The organism is Streptomyces sp. NPDC102441 (genome assembly GCF_044765585.1).
GTDB lineage: Bacteria > Actinomycetota > Actinomycetes > Streptomycetales > Streptomycetaceae > Streptomyces.
This window is the reverse complement of record NZ_JBIWKH010000001.1, coordinates 179,053-200,977: the sequence shown is the minus strand read 5'-3', so window position 1 is coordinate 200,977 and position 21,925 is coordinate 179,053. Positions and strand designations below refer to the sequence as shown.

Below are 21,925 nucleotides of genomic sequence, written 5' to 3'. Positions count from 1 at the left end.
ACGTTCTGTGACAGTCGTCCTGTGAACGAAACAACACAACTCGCCTCCTTCCGTGAGGCGTTCTACCGCCGTGAACGCAGGTCGGTTCCTCTCGTGCGCCAGTTCGTCCGGGAGGCGCTGCTCGACTGGGCGTGCGAGGTCGATCACGGTGATGTGCTGCTCTGCGTGAGCGAGCTGGCGACCAACGCGCTGGTCCACGGCGTGCCTCCCGGGAGGGGTTTCCGCGTCCAGCTCACCTGGGGGAGCGTGCTCCGGATCGAGGTGCACGACAGTGGCGGCGGTCAGGTCCGGGAGCCGGCGCACCCCGGGGTGCTCGCCGAGTACGGGCGCGGGCTGACGCTCGTCGGGGCGCTCGCCGACGGCTGGGGGGTGGGGGAGCGGGACCCGGGGAAGACCGTCTGGTGCGAGTTTGCCGGTTCGGCAAGCAAGTTTGTCGAAACGCCGCCTCGCGCGCACCATCTGCCGTAACAGGAGGTGTTTCGCATGAGCGAGATGAACCAGCGGTACGACGTAGTGGTGATCGGCGGTGGGGCCGCCGGGCTGAGCGGGGCGCTCGCCCTGGCGCGGGCGCGGCGGTCCGTGCTCGTGATCGACGCGGGCAGCCCGCGCAACGCGCCCGCGTCCCACGTGCACAACTACCTGGGCCGGGAGGGCGCCCCGCCCTCGGAGCTGCTGGCCATAGGCAGGGCCGAGGCGGCGGACTACGGGGCGGAGATCATCCGGGGGAGCGTCGTGTCGGCCGAGAAGCTGGCCGACGGCTTCCGCGTCGTGCAGGAGGACGGGAGTGCCGTCCACGCACGTCGCCTGCTCGTGACCACCGGGATCGTCGACGAGCTGCCCGACGTGAAGGGCCTGGCCGAGCGCTGGGGCAACGAGGTGCTGCACTGCCCGTACTGCCACGGGTGGGAGGTGCGGGATCAGGCCATCGGCATTCTGGCGGTCAGCCCCATGGCCCTGCACCAGGCCCTGCTCTGGCGGCAGTGGTCCGACGACGTGGTGCTGTTCCGGCACGGCCGGCCCGATTTCAGCGACGAGGAGTACGAGCAGCTCGCCGCCCGGGGCATCTCGGTGGTGGAGGGCGAGGTCGCCGCGCTGGAGGTGGCCGGCGACCGGCTCACCGGTGTGCGGCTGGCCGGCGGCACGGTGATCCCGCGCGACGCGCTTGTCGTGCAGCCCCGCTTCACCGCACGCTCGGCGGTCCTGGAGAGCCTCGGCCTCCGGCCGACCGAACTGGAGGTGGGCGGCCAAGTCGTCGGCACGTACATCGCGGCCGACCCCGCCGGAGCGACCGACGTGCCCGGTGTGTGGGTGGCCGGTAACGTCGCCAACCTCATGGAGCAGGTCGTCGGTGCCGCCGCTGCCGGGCTGAAGGCGGCTTCGATGATCAATATGGACCTCGTCACCGACGACACCGGCCGCGCGGTCGACGCCCGCCGCGCGCCCTTCTCGGCCGAGGCCGAGCGCCAGGTCACCGAGCGTGTGCTCGGAGACCGCCGTCACGGACTTCAGGAGACATCACGATGACCACCGACAGCACCCGCACCGACGCCGAGATGTGGGACGACCGGTACCGCGAGAGCGACCGGATCTGGAGCGGGAACCCCAACGTCGCCCTCGTCCGTGAAGTGGAGGGCCTCGTGCAGGGGCGCGCCCTCGACCTCGGGTGCGGCGAGGGTGCCGACGCGGTCTGGCTCGCCCGGTCGGGCTGGCAGGTCACGGCCACCGACATCTCACGCGTCGCCCTGGAGCGGGCGGCGGTCCACGCGGCCGACGCCGGTGTCGCCGACCGGATCGACTGGCAGTGGCACGACCTGGGGGCCTCGTTCCCCGAGGGGGAGTACGACCTGGTCTCCGCCCAGTTCCTGCACTCGATGGGTGACCTGCCGCGCGAGGAGATCCTGCGCAGGGCGGCCGGGGCCGTCGCGCCCGGTGGCGTGCTCCTGATCGTCGGGCACGCCGGTTTCCCCTCGTGGGAGCACGACCACCCGGACATGGAGCTGCCCACGACGGACGAGGTCCTCGCATCCCTGGAACTGCCGGAGGGGGAGTGGGAGGTGCTCCTCAGCGAGGAGCACGAGCGGATCCAGAACGACCCCGACGGCAACCCCACCACCCGCACGGACAACGCGCTGAAGGTGCGCCGCAGGCGGTGACCGGGGAGGCCGTAACTCCGCGTGGTGAGTGGTGGTGGAACCGCATGGGTGATGTGCCCCGCCGCCCCGAGCGGCTGGAGTCTCGTACGCGGTTGCTCCTGTGCGGGAGCTGCCGCGCGTCAGCTGCTGGGGGCGTCGTACTCGTCGACCTTCGGTGGTTGTACGCGGGGGACTGGCCTGGCACAGCCGAGCGCCCGCCGTCCTCCCCAGGAAGGGGAGGGCCGGCGGGCGCGCTCGGTTCGGGAGGGTCAGGCCCCCGGGGCGGCCTTGATCGCGGAGATGTCGAAGTTCAGCTTGACCTTGTCGCCGACCAGCACGCCGCCGGTCTCCAGCGCCGCGTTGTAGGTCAGGCCCCAGTCGGAGCGCAGGATCTCGGCGCTGCCCTCGAAGCCCACGCGCTGGTTGCCGAAGGGGTCGGTGGCGGAGCCGTTGAACTCCAGGTCGATGGCGAGCGGGCGGGTGACGTCCTTGATCGTGAGGTCACCGGTGACGCGGAACGTGTCCCCGCCGAGCTGCTCGGCCTTGGTGGAGCGGAACGTCATCAGGGGGAACGTCTCGGCGTCGAAGAAGTCAGCGCTGACCAGGTGACCGTCGCGGTCGGCGATGCCGGTGTCGACGCTGGAGATCTTGACGTCGATGGAGGCGGAGGAGTTGGACGGGTCGGAGCCGTCCAGCTCCAGGGCGCCCTCGTGCTCACCGAAGGAGCCGCGCACGTTGGTGACCATGGCGTGGCGCACGGTGAAGCCGATGCTGCTGTGGGCCGGGTCGATCGCGTAGGTACCGGTCAGCGCGGCCAGCGCGGGGTCCACCGCGAGGGTGGCGGTGGCGGTCGGGGCGTCGTTGTTCTTGCGGTTGAACAGAGCCATGGCTCCTCCTCGGGGGACGGACTCGGACGAGTGGTCGTCGAAGCGTTGGTTTAACCTTCAACGATTTCGACTGTAGACCCATCTTGTTCAAAGTTCAACATCAAGGATCCAGGTCGGTCCGGAATTCACGGGAAGGGCTGACGGGGGCCTCGGCGGCCGAATGTCGCTCAGGCCGGCCCCGGCCCGAAGGGTCCGGCACGCCGACCGTGCCGGACCACCCCTTAAAGTTTGCCCATGGGTTTGACAGCAGGTCACGACGGAGGAGCCCTGCCCGGTCCGCCGGCCCCAGCACAGGGTGTACGTCGACGCGAACCCGGGCAACACCCGTGCTCCCTGCGGGAGGCGGAGGCGGAGGCGGCCGTGGTCCGCGCCGGCCGTCTCGTCCAGCTCAACTACCGGGTATGAGACCGCCCTCGCGACCCATCGCGCCCTGACCAGCGACCCGGCCAGCCCCTGGCGCACGCTCCCCTGGACCTGAGGTGCGCAGGCCCCTCCCGATCGGCGCTGTCGCGTTAGCGTCTTGGTGTGATCACAGAGAGCGCCTCCGTGTTGGTCGACATCCGGAAGTACGACGGCAGCTTGAGTGCGCGGTGGACGGCTGACCGGCTCGGCGAAGACGAGCACGGCGTGTGGCTGGGCACGGCACAGGGAGTTGCGGTCAGTTCTGCCACGGGTGGTTGGACAAGTCGGTTCGCGTACGTGATGGTGGTTCCGCAGGGCGAGTGGTGGACGGCCACGTTCTGTGTGGATCCGGGCCCCGAGATGTACTGCGACGTGTGCACGGCACCCGAGTGGAACGCGGACGAGACCGTTCTGCGCATGGTGGACCTTGATCTCGACGTCGTGCGGCCTCGTGGCGGCGTAGCCCGGGTCGAGGACGAAGACGAGTTCGCCGACCATCGAGTGATCTATGGCTACCCCGAGAGCGTCATCAGCAAGGCTCGACAGACCTGCGAGTGGCTGATGGAGGCGGGCCGTCGCGATGGTGACGGCGCCGAACCATTTGCCTCGGCACACCGTTACTGGCTCGATTTGATCAGGTAGGTCCGAGCTAGGACGGAAGTAACTGCGTTGGCCTTTGACCGCCCCCTGGCGGACGCGCGTAGAGCTGGGGCACTATCTCCCTGCCCGTAATTGTCATGGACAGGAGGACTTCCCCCATGCTGACCCGTCCCGGACTCCGCTCGGCCCTCACCGCTCTCGCCCTCGTCCTCGGCGTGCTTCTCGCGCCCGGCGTCGGCGTCCTCGGCGGCGCCACCGAGGCGCACGCCGTCACCAAGCTGTCCCACTCCCAGGCGACCTCCCGCTTCAGCTCGTCCGGGGTCACCTGGTCGTCCTCGGGCGGCTGTTCCAACCGGAACGTCTCCACCTGCACGTCCTTCGACCAGCTCAACCTGACCAGCGCCCAGGGAGCCCAGACGCTGAAGAGCGCCACGGGCTGCGCCCTCAACATCACCGGAGGCACCGAGACCGGGCACGCCAGTGGCACCTACTCGCACTGGAACGGCTACAAGATCGACTTCGGCAAGACCACGTGCCTGACGAACTACGTGAAGGGCGTGTTCAGTTACATCGGCCTGCGCGGCGACGGCGCCCCGCAGTACAAGTCCGGCTCCGGCAACATCTACGCCGACGAGGGAAACCACTGGGACGTGACGTACTACAACTGCGGCGGCTGCTGACCTCCCCCTGCATGCGCGAAGAGCCCCCGTCCGGCGGGACGGGGGCACCTCTCGGTACGGCGGCGCCGGCTCAGACCTGCGGTTTCAGCTCCGGCCCGAGCGAGGCGAACTTCTCCTTGCTGATGATCCGGCGCGGCGGCCAGGTGATGTTCTCCGGCGGCCAGCTCTGCCCCGTCTTCTTCAGGAACCAGGCGGGCGGCTCGTACATCGGCGGCTCGTACCCCTCCGGCAGCGCGGTCTTCCAGGTCAGGCCCTCGGTCCGCTTCTCGAACTCCTCCTTGACGCCCCGCAGCAGCTCCGGCTTCACCAGGAGGTCGACAGCGGTCGCCGCCAGATAGGCCGCGGCGGCCTTGATCGCCGCGTGGGCGGGTGCCGATCCCGCGCAGGAGGCGGTCGACCAGGTGTGCATCTTCGACCCGATGGGCGCCACGGCGGCGCCCATGGAGACCGTCGGCACCTGCCAGCTGATATCGGCCACATCGGTGGAGCCGCCGCCCATGAAGACCGGGTTGGGTGGTGCCAGCTCACCGACCTTGTCGTGCAGACCGCTCTCCGGCAGCCCCAGCGAGCTCTGGAGCTCCTTGGCCAGACGCTGGGCGTCCTCGGAGAAGACCGGGGGACCGATCTGCCGCATGTTGTCGTACATCAGCTCGGCGAACGCCTTGGAGGGCAGCTGGTTCCAGCACGCCGAGGTGATCCGGTGCTGCACGGAGGTGCGGCTGGCGGTCGCGGCGGCCTCCGAGACGGCGATGACCTTGTCGAGGAGCGAGGTGACGCGCTCGACGCTCCCCTCGCGGACGTAGTACGAGATCTCCGCGATCTCCGGTGTCACATTGGGGATGTCGCCGCCGTTGTTGATCACCCAGTGCAGCCGCGCCGTGGGGCCCATGCTCTCCTCGCGGAGGAACTCCGACATGGTCGCCATCATCACGGCCGCGTCCAGCGCGCTCTTGTTGCCGAGCGGGGTGCCTCCGTGGCCCGCGACACCGAGGAAGGTGAAGGTGACGGCCGTCATCGCGTTCGAGGTGCCCCACCCCGTGGCGTTGCCGGTGGACGGGTGCCAGTCGAGGAAGGCGTCGAGCCCGTCGTAGACGCCCTTGCTGACGGCGTACGTCTTGCCGATCAGCTGCTCCTCGGCGGTGGAGCCGAAGAACTTCACCGTCACATCGAGCTTGTGGCGCCGGGACGCCTCGGCGACGGCTGCCGCGGCGGCCGCCGCCGCGGTCCCCAGCGCACAGTGACCGCAGCCGTGGCCGGCCCCGTAGCCCGGGGCGAACGGGTCGTGGACGTACTCCTTCGGGTCGTGCTCGCCCACCCCCTTGTTCTGGGACAGGCCGGGGAGGGCGTCGTACTCGCCGCTGAAACCGATGACCGGGCCGCCTTTGCCCCGGCTGTACGTGGCGGTGAAGGCGGTCGGGAAGCCGGCCGTGCCGAACTCGACGTCGAAGCCCGCCTTGCGCAGGAAGTCGGCCTCGGCGAGGGAGGAGTTCCACTCCCGCAGGCTCAGCTCCGCGTGCTCCCAGATCTCGTCGTTCAGACCGTTGATCCGGGACGCGTTCCGCTCGATCCAGCCGAGCGCCGTCTTCTTGGCCGCCGAGTCCTGGGCGAGCCCCTCGGGCGCGGTGTACGAGGCGGCGTCCGCCGCCGCACCCGCGGCCTCGTCCGAGGCCGCCGCCATCGCCGGATCGGCGGTCGCGCCCATCGCCGTGGTGGCGATTCCGGCGGCCCCCAGCATCTGCATGATCCGGCGACGGCTCAGCCCGTCGCCCGTCTGTACCGCGTGGTCGTGGTCGCTGGGGTCATGCAGGTCACACACGGGCGCCTCCGGTCCGATGGCATGTACAAGTACAGTGCCCGGCACTCTCCATTCCGCGTGTTGCGAAGTCAATAGCTGTGCGTGTCCGCGGAGTTACGCCCTCCGGTTCCGGGGGGCGAGGGCGGCGGGCGGCACAGCGATGCCCGCCCGCCGCGGCAGGGCGGCGGGCGGGCACGGTGTCACGGGAGGAGCGGGAGGAGCGGGAGGAGCGGGAGGAGGGGGAGGGTCAGGAGCCCACGCTCACCGTGAAGCGCTGCGGGTTGCCATCGTGGGCCGCCCCCGACACGTCCGGCTCGCCGTCCGGGCGTACGTCGTCGTAGGGGAACGCGTAGCCGATCGGGGAGTTCGCGTGGACCACGCGCGACCAGTGGTTGGTCACGTCCCCCTTGTAGTAGTCCGCCACCGACGTGCCGTTCGGCTGGCTGGGGTGGCTGAGCATGATCGAGCGGTTGAAGCCTGCCGCGATCCTGGCCAGCAGCGCCTTCTTGTCGTCGTTGTCGGCAGGATTGTTCGTGAAGGGGCCGTGGTTGCAGGTGAAGATGTCCTTCGACGTCGGCTTGACGAACGTGTGGCCGCCCTCGAACGTCATGGTGTCGCCGCTGACCCGGCCGGCGAGCGTCCCCCGGCCGCCCTGCATGTCGATCTTCAGGTCGGTGGAGCGGTACTTCTCCCAGACCTCGTCGATCTGCGCGGTGAACAGGTCGCGGAACGGCATCTCGTCCGGGCGGTCGAAGAACGGCGCCATCAGGTTCTGCGGCGAGATGACCCGCAGGACCTTCCCGTCCGAGCCACGGGTGACCAGCTGGTCCCAGGGCTGCCCGTCGGCGGCCGCCTGGGCCGTGAGGTCGTCGGCGATGCGCTGGACCGCGCCGTCCGGGAGCGGGGCCACCGTGTGGGTCTCGTCGCCGGCGAGGGTCAGCCCGATCGGCAGCGCCGTCACCAGGTCGACGTAGCTGATGTTCGCGTACAGCTGCTGCGGATTGAAGGTGAACTCGCAGAACGACCAGGTCCTGCCGTAGTTCGGGTCGGTGGGCGTCGCGAAGGCCGGCTCGACCAGGGACGGGCCCGGGTTGACGTAGAAGTCCAGCTTGTCGTCGCGTACGAAGTAGACCCTCGCCCCGTACATCTGGGGCAGGGTGAGGACGACCGGCCCCGCGCCCGCGGCGTTCAGCGGGATGGCGCAGTCGACCGGCAGCGGGGTCTGCGGGGCACCCGGGGACTCGGGGTGGTAGACGCTGCCGTCGGGGCGCAGGAGCACCCACTGGTCCGTGCCCTGCTCGTGGCCGGTGACGTACGCGTGCACGGTGCCCGGCAACGACTTGTTCTCCAGGGCCAGTTCGCATGTCGCGGGGGCCGCCGACGTGCGCGGGCTCAGTGCACTTCCCCAGAGGGGGTAGGTGAGCGCGGTCGCGGAGGCGGCGGCGCCCGTCAGGAACATTCTGCGCGAAATCACGGAGGAACTCCCGAGGTGTGGGGGTCGCAGACAGGGGTCAGGTGCTGGTGCGGGGAGGTGGAGCGGTGGGGCCGTCTGCGGTGCGCACCACTCTCGCGATGCCTCCGGTGGGCGTCAAGAGTTAGGACTGAGAGCGCTCTCAAGAAGTCGCCGTTCTTCACAACTCGACGCTGTCGGCCGGGTTTTGGCCACGCCTGGTCCGCCGTCGTATGCGTGGAGTGAACAGGTTCTGAACGCGACGGCCGCCGGGGGCGGTGCCGGAGAGATCCTCCGGCCGGCGGGCGGGTACCGTCTCCCTCGCCCGGTGCCGGCCCCCCTGCCATTCCGGTGGGACCGGTCGCCCGCTCCGGTGGCTCCGCGGCGTGGCGCGCGGAGCCGTATGTGGCTGGGACCACATGTCCGGCTTTGTTGGAGACCTACAACGCGGAAGCCCTGTGAGCTGGCAGATGGGATGCATGATGCCCCGCTTCTGTCAGGTGCCACCAGGAAACCGGGCAGGAGACTGTTCGGAGTGGACGGCAGGGTTTCCGTGGTCGGGTTCGTAGGGTCGACGTATGACCGTTGTGGACGAAATCCCGGGCGAGCCGAGCGACACGCGTGGCCGGGTGGCCGAACTGCTGGCGTTGCGCGAGCAGGCCCGGCGTGGACCGAGCGACCGGGCGACCGAGGCGCAGCACGCCAAGGGCAAGCTGACGGCGCGGGAGCGCATCGAGCTGCTGCTGGACGAGGGATCGTTCAAGGAGGTCGAGCAGCTGCGCCGGCACCGGGCGACCGGCTTCGGCCTGGAGGCCAAGAAGCCCTACACCGACGGTGTCGTCACCGGCTGGGGCACGGTCGACGGCCGGACCGTCTTCGTCTACGCGCACGACTTCCGGATCTTCGGCGGGGCGCTGGGCGAGGCCCACGCCACGAAGATCCACAAGATCATGGACATGGCCATCTCGGCCGGTGCCCCGCTGGTCTCGCTGAACGACGGCGCGGGCGCCCGCATCCAGGAGGGCGTCAGCGCCCTCGCCGGATACGGCGGGATCTTCCAGCGCAACACCCGGGCCTCCGGTGTCATCCCCCAGATCAGCGTGATGCTCGGCCCGTGTGCCGGCGGCGCGGCCTACAGCCCGGCGCTGACCGACTTCGTGTTCATGGTCCGTGAGACGTCGCAGATGTTCATCACCGGGCCGGACGTCGTCAAGGCGGTCACCGGCGAGGAGATCACCCAGAACGGACTCGGCGGTGCCGACGTGCACGCCGAGACCTCGGGCGTCGCGCACTTCGCGTACGACGACGAGGAGACCTGCATCGCCGAGGTCCGCTACCTGATCGGGATGCTCCCCTCCAACAACCGGGAGAACCCGCCCGTCGTACCGAGCGACGACCCGGCCGACCGGCGCGGCGACGTCCTCCTGGACCTGGTCCCGGCCGACGGCAACCGTCCGTACGACATGCACAAGGTCATCGAGGAGCTCGTCGACGACGGCGACTTCCTGGAGGTCCACGAGCGCTGGGCCCGCAACATCATCTGCGCCCTGGCCCGGCTCGACGGCCAGGTCGTCGGGATCGTGGCCAACCAGCCGCAGGCGCTGGCCGGGGTCCTGGACATCGAGGCGTCCGAGAAGGCCGCACGATTCGTCCAGATGTGTGATGCTTTCAACATCCCCATCGTCACTCTGCTGGACGTACCCGGCTTCCTGCCCGGCGTCGATCAGGAGCACGGTGGAATCATTCGGCACGGCGCGAAGCTGCTCTACGCGTACTGCAACGCCACCGTGCCGAGGATCTCGCTGATCCTGCGCAAGGCCTACGGAGGCGCGTACATCGTCATGGACAGCCAGTCCATCGGTGCCGACCTCACCTACGCGTGGCCCACCAACGAGATCGCGGTGATGGGCGCCGAGGGCGCCGCCAACGTCATCTTCCGCCGGCAGATCGCCGACGCCGAGGACCCCGAAGCCATGCGCGCCCGCATGGTCAAGGAGTACAAGGCCGAGCTGATGCACCCCTACTACGCGGCCGAGCGTGGCCTGGTCGACGACGTCATCGACCCCGCCGAGACGCGCGAGGTACTGATCGCCTCGCTCGCGATGCTCCGCAACAAGCACGCAGACCTGCCGTCCCGCAAGCACGGCAACCCTCCGCAGTAGTCGCAGCCGCAGCGGCGACCCCGCCCACGCCCGCGACCACCTGCCCAGAAGACGGAGACATCCATGAGCGTCACTCCCGCCGAATCAGTCCTGCGCGTCGAGAAGGGCCAGGCCGGGCCCGAGGAGCTCGCCGCCATCACCGCGGTCCTGCTCGCCCGCGCCGCCGCACAGCCCGACGCCCCCGCCCGCCGTGGCCGCAGCACCGCCGGATGGCGCCGGCTGGAGCGCACCCCCGGTTTCCGCGCCCCGCACAGCTGGCAGGGCTGAGAACGGCCGCTGAGGCCGTTCCAGGGCCCGCGGGCCCTCACGGCGAAGGCCCCGTACTCCTTCCCAGGAGTACGGGGCCTTCGCCGTGCGGCGGCGGGGTCAGCGCAGTCGGGCCATGAGTGCGTGCTCGACCAGTGTGATCAGCGCGCTCTTGGCGTCGGCGCGGTGCCGGGCGTCCGTGGTGAGGATGGGGGTGTCCGGGCCGATCTGGAGGGCTTCGCGTACTTCGTCGGGTGTGTAGGGCTGGTGTCCGTCGAAGCCGTTGAGGGCGATGACGAAGGGGAGGCCGCTGTTCTCGAAGTAGTCGACTGCGGGGAAGCAGTCGGCGAGGCGTCGGGTGTCGACGAGGACGACGGCGCCGATGGCGCCGCGGACCAGGTCGTCCCACATGAACCAGAAGCGGTCCTGTCCGGGGGTGCCGAACAGGTAGAGGATCAGGTCCTGGTCCAGGGTGATGCGTCCGAAGTCCATGGCCACCGTCGTGGTGGTCTTGTCCCCGGTGTGGGTCAGGTCGTCGATGCCCGCGGACGCGGACGTCATCACGGCTTCGGTGCGCAGCGGATTGATCTCCGAAACGGCACCGACAAACGTGGTCTTACCCACGCCGAAGCCCCCTGCCACCACGATCTTCGCCGAGGTAGTGGAGCGGGCCGCTCCGCCGCTAGAGCTTGCGAAGTCCACTGAGCACCCTTTCGAGCAGTGTCACATCTGGTTGGCCGCCGGCGGCCTCGTCGCCGCCGGGCTGATGGATAGCGACGAGTCCGGCCTCGGCCAGGTCGGCTACGAGGATCCGGGCAACGCCGAGGGGAATCGAGAGCAGGGCCGACACCTCGGCCACCGACTTGATCTCGATGCAGAGCCGGCAGATCCGCTGGTGCTCGGGCAGCTGCCCTTGCAGCCGGGCGGGATCGGCCGTGGTGCTGACCAGCGCCTCGATGGCGAGCTGGTACCGCGGCCGGGTCCGGCCACCGGTCATGGCGTACGGACGGACCAGCGGGTTGTGTACCGCGGGCTTCGCCGGCTGGGGGGTCTGCCGCTGCACCGGCTGGATGCGCGACGGCGGCGCGTCGTACCGCTGCGGCGGCTGCTGTCCGTGCCGCGGCTGCGGGTGGTGCGGCTGCTGCTGCGGCCACCCGGACCCCGGCTGCTGCTGCCAGCTGCCCTGCTGCTGCCAGCCGCCCTGCTGGGGCTGCTGGTAGGGCGGATACGGCTGATAAGGGTCTTGCGAGCCCTGTCTGCCGGGCATGGAGGGGGTGTCGAAACGGTTGTCACCCTGCTCACCCGGAACCCGCTGACCGCCCTCGTACGGGTGTCCGCCTGTGGGTGCTGCCACGTTTCCTCCTCCGACTGCCGTTCGCCATCCCAGTGGTATCGCGCCACCGCACCATATGGCGCGGTGACGGGAAACGCACTGTCCGTCTATTAGTTAAGAAGACTCCCCTGGAGTTCGGCGCGGAGATCCGGGGTAAGGACACCTCCTGCACGGTCCACGAGAAGCGCCATTTCATACCCAACCAGACCGATATCGGCGTCCGGGTGGGCGAGGACAGCGAGTGAAGATCCGTCAGAGATGGACATGATGAAGAGGAATCCTCGCTCCATCTCCACAACGGTCTGATTCACGGCACCACCTTCGAAGATCCGTGAAGCCCCCGCGGTGAGCGACGTCAGACCGGAGGCGACAGCCGCCAGCTGATCGGCGCGGTCCCGTGGGAAACCTTCGGACATCGCCAGCAGGAGTCCGTCGGCGGAGACCACCACCGTGTGCGACACCCCAGGGGTGTTGTCCACGAAGTTGGTGATCAACCAGTTCAGATTCTGCGCCGCCTGGCTCATCGGGCTCACACTAACGCTCCTGGTTGTAGGTATTACTTGTGTCCGACCCCGCGGTCCGTCCCCGCAGAACACCACGCCGCAGGTTGCTCAACCTGCCCCGTACGTCCTCAGGGGCGCGGGAGACCTGTGGGCCGCCCTGCTGGGTCTGCTCCGCCGTGCCCTCGACCAGGTTGGCCTTGGGCACACGCACGGGGAGTCCGGACGGGGTGATCCCGCCCGCCTTCGGATCCCGCAGCTTCTCGGCCCGCTCCCAGCGCTCGTCGTTCGAGGAGCGCCAGTCGTCGTCGGGGCTCGCCCCGTCGGCAGGCCCCTCCTGCTGCTGAGCCCGGGGCTGCTCCTGCTCCTGCTGCTCGGGCGCGCCGGGCTGATCGTTTCCGCGGCCGGTGGGCTGCCAGTGCTGCTGGCCCGCGCCCCGGCGCGGGAGGCCCGCATCGGTCAGGTCCTGACCGGGATTCGGGGTGGGCCCCGGACGGTCGAAGCCTACGTGCTCCTGTGTCTCCGCGGGAGGGCCGGTCACCACGTCCGCCTGGGGCTGCGCCAGGGGATCGAAGGCTCCCTGGTACGCACCCTGATCCGCCCATTCGCTCTGGCGGGGGAGCCCCTCCTGCGGAGCGAACTGGTCGGCGTACTGCTCCTGCCGGCCGTCCGGAGCGCCGTACGAGGCTTCCGTGTAGGTGTTCTGCTGCGGATCCTGGTAGCCGTTCCCCGCGGCGTACGGGTCGTAGCCGCCCTCGTACCCGGGCTGCGGCTGTGCGTACTGCTGCTGCTGTTGGGCGTACTGCTCGGGGGCGTACTGCTCCTGTGTGAACTGCTCCGGGGAGTAGTCCTGCCGCTGACCGGAGCCCTCGTCCTGGAACGCCGGACGCTCGCCGCCCGACTGGGCCTCCAGCGCCGCGCGCCGCTCCTCACGCATGAGCGAACGGTTCACCGGGTCCAGCTGCGGGGAGTCCGCCACCGAGGTCTCGTACCGCGAGTCGTCGAAGCCGAGCTCCGCCGCCGTACGTATCGGAACCTGCTGCGGCATCGGGTCGAACGTCTGCTGCTGCTGCTCGGACATGATCGAGGAGACCGTGAAGTCGTCCTGCGGGACACCCTCGCCACCGCCACCATGGGTGATGGCGTCCGGCAGCATGACCAGCGACGTCGTCCCCGCCTGCTCGCCCGAGGGCCGCAGCTGGACACGGATGCCGTGCCGGTCGGCCAGCCGGCCGACCACGAACAGGCCCATCCGCTGGGACACCGCGGCGTCCACGGTCGGCGGGTTGGCCAGCTTGTGGTTGATGTCCGCGAAGTCCTCGGCGGTGAGACCGATTCCCTTGTCGTGGATCTCGACCATGACGCGGCCGTCGGGCAGCCGGGTCGCGGTGACCCGGACCTTGGTCTGGGGGGAGGAGAAGGTGGTGGCGTTCTCCAGCAGCTCGGCAAGCAGGTGCACGAGGTCGGTCACGGCCTGGCCGTGGATCTCGCTCTCCGGCACACCGGTGAGTTCGATGCGTTCGTAGGACTCCACCTCGGAGGACGCGGCCCGCAGCACGTCGACGAGCGGCACCGGCTGGTTCCAGCGGCGGCCGGGCTCCTCGCCCGCGAGGACGAGGAGGTTCTCGCCGTTACGGCGCATACGCGTGGCCAGGTGGTCCAGCTTGAAGAGGCTCTCCAGCTGGTCCGGGTCGGCCTCGTTGTTCTCCAGGTCGGTGATGAGGGTCAGCTGGCCCTCGATGAGCGACTGGTTGCGCCGCGACAGGTTGGTGAAGATCGCGTTGACGTTGCCCCGCAGCATGGCCTGCTCGGCGGCGAGCCGGACGGCCTCGCGGTGCACCTGGTCGAAGGCTCGGGCGACCTCGCCGATCTCGTCCTGGCTGTTGATCGGGATCGGCTGCACCCGGGTGTCCACCCGGCCCGGCTCGGTCCGCGACAGCTGGTCGACCAGCATCGGCAGCCGCTGCTCGGCGATGCCGAAGGCGGCCGTACGCAGCTGGCGCATCGAGCGGCTCATCTGGCGGGCCATGAGACCGGCGATGATGAACGCGGCCAGCAGCGAGATGATCACGATCGCGGCGTTGACGATGGCGTCGTTCCTGGCGTCGGACGAGATCTCCGCCGCCTCGGCCACCGCCTTGTCGACGAGCTCGTTCTCGACCGTGGTGTAGCCGTCGAACTTCGCGGTGGCCGCGGCCATCCAGGTCTCGGGGGTGATGCCCTTGGCCTTCAGGGCGTCCGGCTGCTTGCCCTGGCCGATCTGCTGGGCCATGCCGTCGAAGACGGAACCGTCGATGCTCGGAGGCGCCACGAAGGGCTTGCCGGCGGCCTTGGCCTGCGCCTGGGCGGCTTTCAGCTGCTCGGCTCCCTCGGCCGCCTTGCCGGCCATGACCTCCTTGAGCCGCGCCGCGTCGGCCTCCGTGCCACCGGAGACGAACTCACCGAGGGCGATCTGTTCCAGGTAGTTGTACGAGCTGAACGCCGTGACCTGGCCGTTGAAGTTGCGCTCCTCCTGGCTCGGGCGCACCAGCAGGTGCGTGCCGATCGAGCGCTGAAGCGATTCTGCGGCCTTGGCCAGTTCGATCGCGTACACGGTCCGGCCGTAGCTGGTGATGTTGCCGGTACCCAGGCCGAGCTCGTTGGAGAACTCCATCAGCGAGTGCTGGACCTTGGTGTAGCCCTCTTCCGTCTTCACCGGGTCCATCGCCTCGGCGTAGGCGGCCTTGCGCAGCTCGGGAAGGAGCGGCTCCTCCACCTTGAACAGCTTCAGACGGCGGTGGAGGCCCTCCTTGTCCGGCATGTTCTGCACGGCGGCGTCGAACTTGGACGCGGCGCCGTCCGTGACGGCGCGCACCTTCTCCACCTCGGCGGCGGTGCGCTTGTTGGACAGCAGCGGTTCGGCGGTGAGGTCACGCTCGTTCAGCAGCGCCTGCCCGTACGCCGCGGCCGCGCGGACGACCAGGGCCGTCTTCTCGGCGTCCTGGGCCTCGTTCCAGGTGTCGACCGACCCCTTCACCTGGAAGCCGCCCATGACCAGACCTACGAGAGCCGGGATCAGGAGGATCGCGTTCAGCCGGGTGGGCACCCGCCAGTTCCGCGGCGACAGACGACTGGTGCTGCCCCCTGCCGGTTCCGCCTGGGACGACATGCCCGCGGGCGGGGACAGCGCGGTGCGCGGCGGCGGCGTGAAGTTGCCCCGCTCCGGCTGGGCCGCGGAGCCCTCGTTGCTTCGCCTCACTCGACCAACAACCTCTCGGCGTCGGCACCTACGTTGTGCCGGATTATCGTTCAGGAGCCGTACTACTGGGTAGTTCGAGGCATTGCAGCACGCGGAGCGGTCGCGTTCCAAACAGTCGGAATGTGCGATTCCGGCTGTGACCGACCGCAGATAAAACGGGCATAAAGAGCGAGCCCCGCCAAAAGGCGAGGCTCGTATGAGCGCAGCGGTACCGTTCGTGCGCGTCGGGTGTTGATAGGCCTTCAATTCTCTGTCGAAATGTTATGAACACGGGGGCGGATCGTGTCAAAGGACACAGGCCGCCCCCGCTTGACTACAGCAACTTCCGTAGATCGCTACCGACTTATGGCTACTTCAGCCGGGCCATGAGCGCGTGCTCGACCAGTGTGATCAGTCCGCTCTTGGCGTCGGCGCGGTGCCGGGCGTCCGTGGTGAGGATGGGGGTGTCCGGGCCGATCTGGAGGGCTTCGCGTACTTCGTCGGGTGTGTAGGGCTGGTGTCCGTCGAAGCCGTTGAGGGCGATGACGAAGGGGAGGCCGCTGTTCTCGAAGTAGTCGACTGCGGGGAAGCAGTCGGCGAGGCGTCGGGTGTCGACGAGGACGACGGCGCCGATGGCGCCGCGGACCAGGTCGTCCCACATGAACCAGAAGCGGTCCTGTCCGGGGGTGCCGAACAGGTAGAGGATCAGGTCCTGGTCCAGGGTGATGCGTCCGAAGTCCATGGCCACCGTCGTGGTGGTCTTGTCCCCGGTGTGGGTCAGGTCGTCGATGCCCGCGGACGCGGACGTCATCACGGCTTCGGTGCGCAGCGGATTGATCTCCGAAACGGCACCGACAAACGTGGTCTTACCCACGCCGAAGCCCCCTGCCACCACGATCTTCGCCGAAGTGGTAGCGCGGGCCGTACCGCCGCTAGAGCTTGCGAAGTCCACTGAGCACCCTTTCGAGCAGTGTCACATCCGGCGCGCCGCCGGCCTCTCCGTTGCCCGGCTGGTGGATGGCCACCATGCCGGCTTCCGCCAGGTCCGCCACGAGGATCCGCGCCACGCCCAGGGGCATGGACAGCAGGGCCGACACCTCGGCCACCGACTTGACCTCGCGGCACAGGTGGCAGATCCGCTGGTGCTCGGGGAGCAGGGTCCCGAGGTGTGCGGGGTCCGCTGTGGTGCTGACCAGTGCCTCTATAGCGAGCTGGTAGCGCGGCCGGGTCCGGCCGCCGGTCATGGCGTACGGACGGACCAGCGGCTGGTCGCCTTCACCGTCGTACGACGCGTGGTGCAAGGCGCCGTACGGATCGGGTGAGGCGGGTGGCGGGGTCATAAATCCTCCGGGCGTGACAGCAGGGTGTCGGCTTGCCGTCTGAAGGTGGCCGGTGAGGGGCTGTGTCGGCCGGACGGGTGAGGGTTTTGAGTAGTACCTGGGGGGATCGTGTCAGGTGTCTGCCGCATGGCCGTCTAGTGGAGCAGACTTCCTTGTAGTTCGGCACGGAGGTCAGGGGTGAGGACGGTCCCCGCGCGGTCGACGAGGAGCGCCATCTCGTACCCGACCAGACCGATGTCGGCGTCCGGGTGGGCGAGGACGGCGAGTGACGAGCCGTCAGAGATGGACATGAGGAAGAGGAAACCTCTCTCCATCTCCACGACCGTCTGGCTCACGGCGCCGCCTTCGAAGATCCGTGAGGCACCCGCGGTGAGCGACGTCAGACCGGAGGCGACAGCCGCCAGCTGATCGGCGCGGTCGCGCGGGAAACCTTCGGACATCGCCAGCAGCAGGCCATCCGCGGAGACCACCACCGTGTGGGACACCCCAGGGGTGTTGTCCACGAAGTTGGTGATCAGCCAGTTCAGATTCTGCGCGGCCTGACTCATGGGGCTCACTAACGCTCCTGCTGGTGAGTGGGGCCGAGTTGGAAACTGCCGGTAGACGGGCCTGTGTTGGCCTGTCGTCCCTGCTGGATGCCCCGGCGGAGATTGGTCAGACGGCCGCGTACGTCATCCGGCGCACGCGAAACCTGGGGTCCGGACTGATGATTCTGCTGCTGAGCAGTGCCCGGCACCAAATTGGCACGTGGGACACGGCGGGGCAGTCCGGAAGTCGTGATACCGCCCGCTGCGGGCTTCTTGACCCGCTCCGCCTGACGACCGAGGTCGTCGTTGGGCGAAGCGCGCCATGAACTCGTGGCGCCGGTGTCGGCCGCACCACGCCGCGGCATGGGCGGGGGCGGGGTACCGGCGGGCTGCTGGGGAACGGCCGGTGCCTGCGGCTCGGCGGCGGGCGGCTGCTGGCCACCCGGCGGCGGCCCGTGGAACCAGTTTGTCTCCAGCGTGTCGTACAGCGGCGTACGCCCGTCACCAGGACCGGCCGGCGGAAGCGCCTCGGGCTGCTGCGGCAGGGCAGGGCGCTGCGGCAGCTCACCCGAGGAGGGCGCGGGCGGACGCGGTGCGCCGAAGTCGGCGTTGTCGCGGCGGCGCGGTGCCGGTGCCTGCGGGGGCTGAGCACCGAAGCCCTGGTCCTGTTGGGGCCAGTCGCCGAAGCCCTGGTCCTGCTGGGGCCGGTCGCCGAAGCCCTGGTCCCGCGGCATCGGGGCGTTGAAGTCGGGGCGGGCGAACTGCGCGGTGCTCGCCGGGTCCGGCGCCTGCGGGGCGTGAGGTGCCTGCGGCGCGTTGAAGTCCGGGCGGGTGAACTCCTCGGTGCTACCGGGGCCCTGACGGTCGTTCATCGGCGGACGCTGGTTCGGAGGGCTGAACGGCTGGTTCGGACCGGAGGTTCCGGGCCGGGCGAACCGGCCGGCGTCGTGCTCCTCGTGACCACGCGGAGAGTCCGGCTGCGGACGCCGGGGAGCGCCCTGCTCCTCGACACCCCAGCTCGCGCTCTGGGGGCGCTGCGGCTGTGGGTTGCCGCCGGGCAGCTCGGCCCGGGGTCCGCCCGAGGGCGGCAGCTGGCGGCCGGGGCCGCCGGGCTGCTGCGGGCCGCCCTGGCCGTTCTGGCCGTTCTGGCCGCCCTGGCCGAGCTGGGCCTGCTGTGGCTGCGGAGTCTGCCGTCCGGGCAGGCCGCTCTGCTGGCCGGAGTGGCCGAAGAGGTTGGGCCGGCCGGAGTCCGAACCTGCCGAGGGGTCCTGCGGCGGGCGTGCTCCCGGCCGGGCGCCGCCGGCGAAGGCACCGGCGAGGCCGCCGCCCTGCCGAGGGGCCTCGGGGCGGCCCTGACCGGGCAGTCCGGGGCTCTGCTGCTGGCCGGGGCCCTGCTGGCCGGGGCTCTGCTGCTGGCCGGGACCCTGCTGCCCGGGACCCTGCTGCCCGGGGCCCTGCTGGGGCTGACGTGGTCCGCCTTCGCGGGTGGGCAGCGCGGCCCGGGGGGCCGAGCCCGCACCGACCTGGCCGCGCGGGGCGGCCGCTCCCAGCCCCTTGGCGGGAGCCGAAGCGGAGCCCGCGAGTCCGGGACGCTGACCGCCCGCGGGGGGAGCGCCACCGCCGGCGAGGAGGCCGCCCGGGGCGCCGGCCTGCGGGTCCTTGCCCTGGGGGCCCTGCTTCGACGGCTGCTTGCCGCCGTGCGCGACCTCCATGGGCAGCATGACCAGTGCGGTCGTGCCGCCGGAGTCGGAAGGGCGCAGCTGGATACGGATGCCGTGACGCAGCGACAGCCGGCCGACCACGAACAGACCCATGCGGCGGGAGACCGAGACGTCCACGGTGGGCGGCGAGGCGAGCCGCTCGTTGATCGCGGCCAGGTCCTCGGGGGAGAGGCCGATGCCGGTGTCGTGGATCTCGACGAGCACACGGCCGTCGGGCAGCGCGTGACCGGTCACCCGGACCTTCGTCTGCGGCGAGGAGAACGACGTGGCGTTCTCCAGCAGCTCGGCGAGGAGGTGCACGAGGTCGTTGACGATGCGGCCGGCGACCTCGGTGGCGGGCACCGCGGCCAGTTCGATGCGCTCGTACTGCTCCACCTCGGAGGCGGCGGCACGGAGCACGTCGACCAGCGGCACGGGACGGGTCCAGCGGCGGCCCGGCTCCTCGCCCGCGAGGACGAGGAGGTTCTCGCCGTTACGGCGCATGCGGGTCGCGAGGTGGTCGAGCTTGAAGAGTGAGGACAGCTGGTCCGGGTCGGCCTCGCGGGACTCCAGTTCGGAGATGAGCGAGAGCTGGCGCTGGATGAGGCCCTGGCTGCGGCGCGAGAGGTTGGTGAACATCGCGTTGACGTTGCCTCGCAGCAGCGCCTGCTCGGCGGCCAGTCGGACCGCCTCGCGGTGCACGTCGTCGAAGGCCGCGGCCACCTGGCCGATCTCGTCCCGGGAGTGCACACCGACCGACTCGACGGAGGTGTCGACGTCCTGCGGGTCCGTCTCGGAGAGCTGGCGGACGAGCTCGGGCAGCCGGTCCTGGGCGACCCGGGTCGCGGTCTCCTGCAGCCGCCGCAGTGAGCGGATCATGGACCGCGCCACGACGAAGGCGCCGACCAGCGACACACCGAGGACGATCAGGATGATCGCACCGTTGAGGATCGCGTCGCGCTGCGACTCCTCCTTGAGGTCGCGGGCCTTGCTCTCCATCTCACCGAGGAGCGTCTCCTCGATGGTCTTCATGGCCTGGATCTTGTTGGAGCTCTGGTCGTACCAGTCCATGTAGGTGCGCGTCTTGCCGCTGCCCTCCATGCCCAGGGGGCTGTCGAGCACCTTCTTCGCGTACATGTCGGCGGCGGTTATCTCGGGATTCCCGTTGTCCAGCGGCGCCAGCAGCTCGGCGGAGTTCTTGCCGGTGGACTCGTAGGTCGTCTCGAAGGTCCTGAGCGTCGTGCTCGCCTTGTTCAGCGCGTTGCGGCCGAAGGTCTGGTCGTTGGGGTTCAGGTGCGTCTTGGTGCTGTCCCCGCCCGGCAGCGCCGCGGCGATGATGGCGCGCTCGACGGAGGCGTACTCCTTGGAGGAGGAGAAGGCGGCCAGCGCACGCGTCCGCTTGATCATCTCCGGGCTGCTGGTGGCCTGCGCCATGTCCTGCGAAAGGCTCAGCAGCGAGGTGATCAGCTGGCTGTACTGGTCGACCGTGTTGAGACTCGGGCTGTCGCCGGCGTACGCGTCCTTGCGGATGCTGGTGATGTTGCCGAGCTGCTGGCCGATCTGGCTGACGCTCGCGTGGATGCTGTCCAGGGCCGCGTCGCCGGGGGTGTTGCCGATCTCGTCGGTGGCCTCGAAGAAGGCGTCCTTGGCGCGGTCGGTGCGCTCCCTGGGCTGGGTGACCTTGTAGTCGGTCGCCTTCACGCCGTTCGACAGGGGGCCGGCCGACTTGTCGCGCTCCTCCTGGAGCGCGTTGGCGAGCGCGGTCGCCTTCTTGGTCATCTTGGTGAGCAGCTGCATGTGCTCCAACTGGTCCATGTCGTTCATGGACTCGTTGATGCGCAGTCCGCCCAGGGTGGTCGCCGCGACCACGGGGAGGGCGAGCAGAGAGACCAGACGCGTGCTGATGCGCCAGTTGCGCAGCGCCACCCGCGATCCGGCGGTGGTGGGACCGGCCGGCTTGAGGGGCGGTGCGGTCTCGGCACTGCCGACGCTCGTGGTGCCGGAGCGTTTCGCGCGGTCGCCGCCGTCACCGGCCGGACCGGGATTCTGGGCGTGCTGGGGCGAGGAACCGCGGTCGTTCCCGCCGCGCGGCTCCTGATCAGCCGGGGTTTCCCCTCGGCCCTGGCGGGGCTGGGGCGACCCCATGCCATCCCTCTTGAAACGTCCCTGCACTAGCGTCGCAACCTCTGGACCAGGCGTCTCTCCGCGGCATGCGCGACGAGACGGTGTCGGCGTCTCGGGGCGCTGGACGCGCCCCATGGTGGTCGTGAGTGACCGGCGTACTTCCCCCTCCCGCCGCCACTCGGCGCTGCGTTGCGCCCCTGCGCGTTGGGCCTGAAACCCGCGGCGGTGCGTGGAATTCCAGCACAGTGGAGGATCTCCAACAAGGCCCGCGTACCGGGCTGTGACCTGGATGACACGGTGTGATTGCCGGGTAACAAGGTGTGGAGCGTGTTCAGGGTCAAAACGGTCAATTAAGGGTGAGGTCCCCCGGGGTGACGGGTGTCCCAGACGCCATGATCGGGAGCGGAATAGTGGATTCAGCACCGTATTGTCTGGTTTGCATCCCATGGTCAACTGACCGCAATGGGTGTTTTGTCATCAAGTTCGTGAGCAAACTCACATGATGATCGCCGTCTCATCCCGGCCACGGCGGGGAATCGGATGTTTAGCCTGACGCTTTACAGGGATAGCGAATCCGACAACCGGCGCACCTCCGGGCAGCGCCCCAGCGGCAAGGACCCGAACGGCAGATGAAGACGACGATGATGTTCCGCAACATTGCCAACCCCCGGCGCACGACGCTGGCGCACCTCGAGGACGCCGAAGCGCTGCAGACGCCGGAGCAGCAGGAGCACGCCGTCGCCCTCCCCGCCCAGACGGCCAACCCCCGCCGCACCATCCTCATGGAAGCCCCGGTCGCGGCGGCGAAGTAGCGGCCGCCCCCAGCGGTA

The 21,925-nt window shown here is 69.6% G+C and carries 20 protein-coding genes; 9 read left to right on the top strand and 11 right to left on the bottom strand.

The window, feature by feature from the left end:
* Positions 1–21: 21 nt before the first annotated feature.
* The 3 genes from ACIREO_RS00950 to ACIREO_RS00940 are packed head-to-tail and all read left to right on the top strand — an operon-like array spanning position 22 to position 2,153.
* Positions 22–468, top strand: coding sequence for an ATP-binding protein (locus ACIREO_RS00950; RefSeq protein ID WP_404103142.1), 447 nt, complete (start codon positions 22–24; stop codon positions 466–468).
* A gap of 15 nt (positions 469–483) precedes the next feature.
* Complete coding sequence (locus tag ACIREO_RS00945) at positions 484–1,524, top strand: NAD(P)/FAD-dependent oxidoreductase (RefSeq protein ID WP_404103139.1); 1,041 nt, start codon at positions 484–486, stop codon at positions 1,522–1,524.
* Complete coding sequence (locus tag ACIREO_RS00940) at positions 1,521–2,153, top strand: SAM-dependent methyltransferase (RefSeq protein ID WP_404103137.1); 633 nt, start codon at positions 1,521–1,523, stop codon at positions 2,151–2,153. Before ACIREO_RS00945 ends, ACIREO_RS00940 begins: the two co-directional genes overlap by 4 nt.
* 248 nt (positions 2,154–2,401) lie before the next feature.
* Here the strand turns inward: ACIREO_RS00940 and ACIREO_RS00935 are convergent, their stop codons facing one another.
* Positions 2,402–3,019, bottom strand: a complete 618-nt coding sequence (locus ACIREO_RS00935; RefSeq protein WP_404103135.1) for a YceI family protein — start codon at positions 3,017–3,019, stop codon at positions 2,402–2,404.
* Between the two features lie 234 nt (positions 3,020–3,253).
* Here ACIREO_RS00935 and ACIREO_RS00930 point away from each other — a divergent pair, with 234 nt between their 5' ends.
* From ACIREO_RS00930 to ACIREO_RS00920, 3 genes are all read left to right on the top strand, one after another.
* A complete protein-coding gene (locus tag ACIREO_RS00930) occupies positions 3,254–3,424 on the top strand; it encodes a hypothetical protein (protein ID WP_404103133.1) in 171 nt (56 codons plus the stop codon).
* A gap of 120 nt (positions 3,425–3,544) precedes the next feature.
* The gene (locus tag ACIREO_RS00925; RefSeq protein ID WP_404103130.1) at positions 3,545–4,063 is read left to right on the top strand and encodes a DUF402 domain-containing protein; all 519 of its coding nucleotides are present in this window, start codon (positions 3,545–3,547) and stop codon (positions 4,061–4,063) included.
* Positions 4,064–4,179: 116 nt separating this feature from the next.
* Positions 4,180–4,701: a hypothetical protein gene (locus ACIREO_RS00920; RefSeq protein WP_404103128.1), complete on the top strand. Its 522-nt coding sequence runs from the start codon at positions 4,180–4,182 to the stop codon at positions 4,699–4,701.
* Positions 4,702–4,771: 70 nt separating this feature from the next.
* On the opposite strand, the gene ACIREO_RS00915 is transcribed toward ACIREO_RS00920, so the two are convergent.
* Positions 4,772–6,517 (bottom strand): amidohydrolase, encoded by a 1,746-nt coding sequence (locus ACIREO_RS00915; RefSeq protein WP_404103125.1) that lies wholly within the window; start codon positions 6,515–6,517, stop codon positions 4,772–4,774.
* Between the two features lie 226 nt (positions 6,518–6,743).
* Positions 6,744–7,955 carry a glycoside hydrolase family 64 protein gene (locus tag ACIREO_RS00910; protein ID WP_404104442.1) on the bottom strand — a complete coding sequence of 404 codons (1,212 nt, stop codon included), beginning with the start codon at positions 7,953–7,955 and terminating at the stop codon, positions 6,744–6,746.
* 569 nt (positions 7,956–8,524) lie between these two features.
* On the opposite strand from ACIREO_RS00910, the gene ACIREO_RS00905 reads away from it, so the two are divergent.
* A complete protein-coding gene (locus tag ACIREO_RS00905; protein WP_404103123.1) occupies positions 8,525–10,108 on the top strand; it encodes an acyl-CoA carboxylase subunit beta in 1,584 nt (527 codons plus the stop codon).
* Positions 10,109–10,171: 63 nt separating this feature from the next.
* Positions 10,172–10,375, top strand: a complete 204-nt coding sequence (locus tag ACIREO_RS00900; protein ID WP_404103120.1) for an acyl-CoA carboxylase subunit epsilon — start codon at positions 10,172–10,174, stop codon at positions 10,373–10,375.
* A 99-nt stretch (positions 10,376–10,474) separates the two neighbouring features.
* Here the strand turns inward: ACIREO_RS00900 and ACIREO_RS00895 are convergent, their stop codons facing one another.
* The 8 genes from ACIREO_RS00895 to ACIREO_RS00860 all read right to left on the bottom strand — a co-directional run bounded on the left by ACIREO_RS00895 (position 10,475) and on the right by ACIREO_RS00860 (position 21,116).
* Positions 10,475–11,056 carry an ATP/GTP-binding protein gene (locus ACIREO_RS00895; RefSeq protein WP_014048542.1) on the bottom strand — a complete coding sequence of 194 codons (582 nt, stop codon included), beginning with the start codon at positions 11,054–11,056 and terminating at the stop codon, positions 10,475–10,477.
* A complete protein-coding gene (locus ACIREO_RS00890; RefSeq protein WP_404103117.1) occupies positions 11,037–11,708 on the bottom strand; it encodes a DUF742 domain-containing protein in 672 nt (223 codons plus the stop codon). The genes ACIREO_RS00895 and ACIREO_RS00890 overlap by 20 nt, the downstream gene beginning before the upstream one ends.
* An 89-nt stretch (positions 11,709–11,797) precedes the next feature.
* Entirely contained in the window at positions 11,798–12,211 is a 414-nt protein-coding gene (locus tag ACIREO_RS00885; RefSeq protein WP_073771622.1) for a roadblock/LC7 domain-containing protein, read from the bottom strand.
* A gap of 10 nt (positions 12,212–12,221) precedes the next feature.
* Positions 12,222–15,425, bottom strand: coding sequence for a nitrate- and nitrite sensing domain-containing protein (locus ACIREO_RS00880; protein WP_404103114.1), 3,204 nt, complete (start codon positions 15,423–15,425; stop codon positions 12,222–12,224).
* Positions 15,426–15,774: 349 nt separating this feature from the next.
* A complete protein-coding gene (locus ACIREO_RS00875; protein ID WP_127466601.1) occupies positions 15,775–16,356 on the bottom strand; it encodes an ATP/GTP-binding protein in 582 nt (193 codons plus the stop codon).
* Positions 16,337–16,744: a DUF742 domain-containing protein gene (locus ACIREO_RS00870; protein ID WP_003966010.1), complete on the bottom strand. Its 408-nt coding sequence runs from the start codon at positions 16,742–16,744 to the stop codon at positions 16,337–16,339. The genes ACIREO_RS00875 and ACIREO_RS00870 overlap by 20 nt, the downstream gene beginning before the upstream one ends.
* 134 nt (positions 16,745–16,878) lie before the next feature.
* Positions 16,879–17,292: a roadblock/LC7 domain-containing protein gene (locus ACIREO_RS00865; protein WP_006127850.1), complete on the bottom strand. Its 414-nt coding sequence runs from the start codon at positions 17,290–17,292 to the stop codon at positions 16,879–16,881.
* A gap of 8 nt (positions 17,293–17,300) precedes the next feature.
* A complete protein-coding gene (locus ACIREO_RS00860) occupies positions 17,301–21,116 on the bottom strand; it encodes a nitrate- and nitrite sensing domain-containing protein (protein ID WP_404103110.1) in 3,816 nt (1,271 codons plus the stop codon).
* A 608-nt stretch (positions 21,117–21,724) separates the two neighbouring features.
* Here ACIREO_RS00860 and ACIREO_RS00855 point away from each other — a divergent pair.
* Positions 21,725–21,907 carry a hypothetical protein gene (locus ACIREO_RS00855; RefSeq protein ID WP_404103108.1) on the top strand — a complete coding sequence of 61 codons (183 nt, stop codon included), beginning with the start codon at positions 21,725–21,727 and terminating at the stop codon, positions 21,905–21,907.
* The last annotated feature ends 18 nt before the right edge of the window (positions 21,908–21,925 follow it).

Excerpts from the sequence above, each read along its gene's own strand:
- ACIREO_RS00900 (WP_404103120.1), top strand. The coding sequence starts at position 10,172 with ATGAGCGTCACTCCCGCCGAATCAGTCCTGCGCGTCGAGAAGGGCCAG.
- ACIREO_RS00945 (WP_404103139.1), top strand. The coding sequence starts at position 484 with ATGAGCGAGATGAACCAGCGGTACGACGTAGTGGTGATCGGCGGTGGG.
- ACIREO_RS00910 (WP_404104442.1), bottom strand. The coding sequence starts at position 7,955 with ATGTTCCTGACGGGCGCCGCCGCCTCCGCGACCGCGCTCACCTACCCC.
- ACIREO_RS00865 (WP_006127850.1), bottom strand. The coding sequence starts at position 17,292 with ATGAGTCAGGCCGCGCAGAATCTGAACTGGCTGATCACCAACTTCGTG.
- ACIREO_RS00940 (WP_404103137.1), top strand. The coding sequence starts at position 1,521 with ATGACCACCGACAGCACCCGCACCGACGCCGAGATGTGGGACGACCGG.
- ACIREO_RS00920 (WP_404103128.1), top strand. The coding sequence starts at position 4,180 with ATGCTGACCCGTCCCGGACTCCGCTCGGCCCTCACCGCTCTCGCCCTC.
- ACIREO_RS00930 (WP_404103133.1), top strand. The coding sequence starts at position 3,254 with ATGGGTTTGACAGCAGGTCACGACGGAGGAGCCCTGCCCGGTCCGCCG.
- ACIREO_RS00935 (WP_404103135.1), bottom strand. The coding sequence starts at position 3,019 with ATGGCTCTGTTCAACCGCAAGAACAACGACGCCCCGACCGCCACCGCC.
- ACIREO_RS00855 (WP_404103108.1), top strand. The coding sequence starts at position 21,725 with ATGAAGACGACGATGATGTTCCGCAACATTGCCAACCCCCGGCGCACG.
- ACIREO_RS00885 (WP_073771622.1), bottom strand. The coding sequence starts at position 12,211 with ATGAGCCAGGCGGCGCAGAATCTGAACTGGTTGATCACCAACTTCGTG.
- ACIREO_RS00905 (WP_404103123.1), top strand. The coding sequence starts at position 8,525 with ATGACCGTTGTGGACGAAATCCCGGGCGAGCCGAGCGACACGCGTGGC.
- ACIREO_RS00860 (WP_404103110.1), bottom strand. The coding sequence starts at position 21,116 with ATGGGGTCGCCCCAGCCCCGCCAGGGCCGAGGGGAAACCCCGGCTGAT.
- ACIREO_RS00870 (WP_003966010.1), bottom strand. The coding sequence starts at position 16,744 with ATGACCCCGCCACCCGCCTCACCCGATCCGTACGGCGCCTTGCACCAC.